The sequence below is a fragment of the Vibrio fujianensis genome, assembly GCF_002749895.1.
GTDB classification, from domain to species: domain Bacteria; phylum Pseudomonadota; class Gammaproteobacteria; order Enterobacterales; family Vibrionaceae; genus Vibrio; species Vibrio fujianensis.
The window spans coordinates 388,904-392,368 of sequence record NZ_NBUS01000054.1 but is presented as its reverse complement, the minus strand read 5'-3'; the positions used below and the strand labels follow the sequence as shown (position 1 = coordinate 392,368).

At 43.1% G+C, this 3,465-nt stretch carries 5 protein-coding genes; 3 read left to right on the top strand and 2 right to left on the bottom strand.

Going from position 1 to position 3,465, the window contains the following annotated elements; all coding sequences use genetic code 11:
- Both B7C60_RS19605 and B7C60_RS14860 read right to left on the bottom strand, forming a co-directional pair.
- Positions 1-819: 3-phosphoshikimate 1-carboxyvinyltransferase (locus B7C60_RS19605; protein WP_245869526.1), on the bottom strand; the 819-nt coding region annotated here is incomplete at its 3' end.
- A gap of 132 nt (positions 820-951) precedes the next feature.
- Positions 952-1,407 carry an outer membrane lipoprotein gene (locus tag B7C60_RS14860; RefSeq protein ID WP_099612328.1) on the bottom strand — a complete coding sequence of 152 codons (456 nt, stop codon included), beginning with the start codon at positions 1,405-1,407 and terminating at the stop codon, positions 952-954.
- A 32-nt stretch (positions 1,408-1,439) separates the two neighbouring features.
- Between B7C60_RS14860 and aat the strand changes: the two genes are divergently transcribed.
- The 3 genes from aat (at position 1,440) to infA (ending at position 3,171) form a co-directional block, all read left to right on the top strand.
- Positions 1,440-2,174, top strand: a complete 735-nt coding sequence (gene aat / locus B7C60_RS14855; RefSeq protein WP_099612327.1) for a leucyl/phenylalanyl-tRNA--protein transferase — start codon at positions 1,440-1,442, stop codon at positions 2,172-2,174.
- Positions 2,171-2,869, top strand: a complete 699-nt coding sequence (locus B7C60_RS14850; RefSeq protein WP_099612326.1) for an arginyltransferase — start codon at positions 2,171-2,173, stop codon at positions 2,867-2,869. Before aat ends, B7C60_RS14850 begins: the two co-directional genes overlap by 4 nt.
- Before the next feature lie 83 nt (positions 2,870-2,952).
- On the top strand, positions 2,953-3,171 hold the full coding sequence (gene infA / locus B7C60_RS14845) for a translation initiation factor IF-1 (protein WP_001040191.1): 219 nt from the start codon (positions 2,953-2,955) through the stop codon (positions 3,169-3,171).
- Positions 3,172-3,465 lie beyond the last annotated feature (294 nt).

Genomic DNA, 3,465 nt, shown 5'->3' with positions numbered 1-3,465 from the left:
ACCTTGGATGCTATTTTTACCAATCCCCGTCACTTTAACTTCACCGCCTTTAATCGCAGCAGCCGCTAAAAAATAAGAAGCCGAAGAGGCATCACCTTCAACCAAAAAATGCCCTGGGGAAACATAAGATTGACCTGCTGGGATCACAAATTGTCGGTAATCGTGGTTGATCACTTGGACACCAAATTGCTGCATGATGTGTAAGGTAATATCAATATAAGGTTTAGAAACTAGCTCACCTTCAATATTAATAATAACCTCTCCGTCAGCTAAGGGAGCTGACATTAAAAATGCCGTCAAAAATTGGCTAGAAATGGATCCGTCAATCGATACCGCTCCAGCATTTAAGCCGGTGCCACGAATACGCAGGGGAGGATATTGTTCATTTTCCAAATAGTCAATCTGAGCCCCCGCTTGACGTAAGGCATGGACTAAATGACCAATCGGACGCTCCTTCATTCTGGGTTCACCTGTCAAAGTAAACGCTCCTCGCCCCAAACAAAGTGCAGCCGCTAGCGGGCGCATTGCTGTGCCAGCATTACCTAAAAAAAGCTCTAACGGTTGTGAATGTTCAAACGGTTGTCCTAACCCTTCTATTTCACATTCTGTTTTATCTTCCGAAAGACGGTACACAACACCTAGCTGATTTAGTGCATTCAGCATATGGCGAATGTCGTCACTATCGAGTAAATTGGTCAAGCGAGTGGTACCACGGGCTAATGCTGCTAAAAGAAGCGCTCGGTTCGACACGCTTTTTGAACCGGGAAGGTTCACTTCACCATTAATTTTGGTAATTGATTTTAACGTAAGGCTTTCCATTAAAGTTGTGTTTCCTTGCACTGCCACTATGCCTATTTTTATCTAGCGCAGTAAAATTCTTGGTACTAGCAGACTACCCAAAATAACCTAAAATCGCCAGTGTTAATCGACCTTTGCCAAGGATAGCGTTTACTACCTTTCTTTATCCACACGTACGCCTTCATCAAAATATAAAATACGCACCCGATCACCGGGATGAAATAGCATATGGCTGTCGACATCTTGAATCACATCAACAAGCTTACCCGTTGAAGTACGAATTAATATTTCGACCAAATGATAATCAACCTGAACAGCTTGTTTTCCTTGGTGTTGAGAAATACTCGCGCCAGCCAATACCCCAACCGCAGTTGCCACTTGCTTGCCTCTTCCGTCACCCAATTGGTGCCCTACTAATCCCCCCACCACTGCACCAAGTAGTGTTTCCCAGCCTTGCGTTTTTGATTGAAGAATCTCTTGCTGAGAGATATAGCGGACGGTTTCCACCTGACCAAAAACAACATCATTTACTGGACGAGCTTGATTCCGTTGATAAGTGGCATTGGCAAATAGAGGAAAAATCAATAAGATCAAAATCCATCGTTTCATCTTGTGCTCCGATTAAAATAAGTGACTAAGTGATGACAATTTATCTGACCGAGTTGGCTGCGGACCATTTTACCTTCCCCTCTCCCGATATGGCGTTAACCGAACCAAATGGTTTGCTCGCCTACGGTGGCGATTTGCGCCCTATGCGTATATTGTCTGCTTACCATCATGGTATATTTCCTTGGTACGGACCAGGAGAACCGATCCTCTGGTGGAGCCCCGCCCCTCGTGCGGTCTTTAATCCTAAGACATTTAAACCCGCCAAAAGTGTAAAAAAATTTCAAAAAAAACACGCTTATCGAATGAGCCTAAATCATGCGACTGACCGTGTTATTGAGTTATGTGCAGCCGTGCGGCCGGCAAATGAAACATGGTTAAATCATGAGATGCGCAACGCTTACCAGCACTTGGCAAAACAAGGGGCTTGTCATTCCGTTGAAGTTTGGGAAAATGAAACATTGGTTGGAGGACTATATGGGATTGAAGTCGGACAGCTGTTTTGTGGCGAATCCATGTTTAGCCTTGCGACCAATGCTTCTAAAATTGCACTTTGGGCTTTTTGTCAGCATTTTTCGCATCACCAAGGTAAATTAATTGATTGCCAAGTCATGAATCCGCATCTTAGGTCATTAGGGGCGACTGAATTATCACGGAGCGAGTTTATGCAATCATTGCTAAGGTTAAAAGAGGTATCTGTCTCTCACTCTTGTTTTCAGCCACAATGGTTACCTTGCCCCTTAACGAATTCGATAGAGGAAAAAGGATGAGTGCAGAACCGCAACAGATTAGAGTTGGCCTAACCGAAAATCATTCATGCAGTTATCTGCCTGAACGGATGGAACGGGTTGCGATCGCCCTTGATCCATCAATGAGGACGAGTGAACATTATGAGTTGCTTCTTGCGAATGGTTTTCGCCGTAGCGGGGATGTAATTTATCAACCGTATTGCGATTATTGCTCCGCTTGTCAGGCATTACGCGTTTCTGTCAATGATTTTCGGCCCTCAAAAAGTCAAAAACGCTTATTAAATAAAGCAAAAACGGTTCAATGGCAGTTGAAACCAACGATGGATAAAGATTGGTTCCCACTCTATGCTCGTTATATTGAAGCGCGTCATCAGCAAGGAAGCATGTATCCTCCGCGCAAAGATGAATTTGATAAGTTTGCATGCTCAAACTGGCTACAAACACAATACTTACATCTTTATATCTGCGGCCACCTTGTCGCGATTGCCATTACCGACATTTTACCCAATAGCGCCAGCGCTTTTTATACCTTCTTTGAACCAGAGCACTCACTCTCTTTAGGCACTTTAGCGGTTCTCGTCCAAATCGAACTATGCAAACAAATGAATAAAGAGTGGCTCTATTTAGGCTATCAAATTGATGAATGCCCTGCGATGAATTATAAAGTACGCTTTCAACCGAATCAAAAGCTAGTCAAACAGCGTTGGCAAGGGTAGAATACGCCCCAACTTTACATATTGTTGTTTTAACGGCAGAATGCGCCGTTGATTATTTTCGCCAAATTTCTAAAGAGGATTAAATGGCTAAAGAAGACGTAATTGAGATGCAAGGTACTGTCCTTGATACTCTTCCAAACACAATGTTCCGTGTTGAGCTAGAAAATGGTCACATCGTGACAGCTCACATCTCTGGTAAAATGCGCAAAAACTATATTCGTATTCTTACTGGTGACAAAGTTACTGTAGAGATGACTCCATACGATCTATCTAAAGGTCGCATCGTCTTCCGCGCTCGTTAATCTCTGATTGCCGAATGCAACAAAAACGGAGCCTATCGCTCCGTTTTTGTTGCATAAGACTAACACTTAACACTCGATTATAAAAAAGCACCATATTTACGGTGCGTTTATTATTTATAAGGCCAGCCTACGGCTGTTCAAATTTGTTCCAGACAAATTTATCACTCGCTTGTCGCCTACCTGCAACTTCACATTGGTTAGGTATATATTTCTTAATTCACAACTTCTTCCCGAGAACCTAAGCATTTAAAGGTGAGTTGATCATCGGCAAGCTCAACTTTGACCGTACCACCA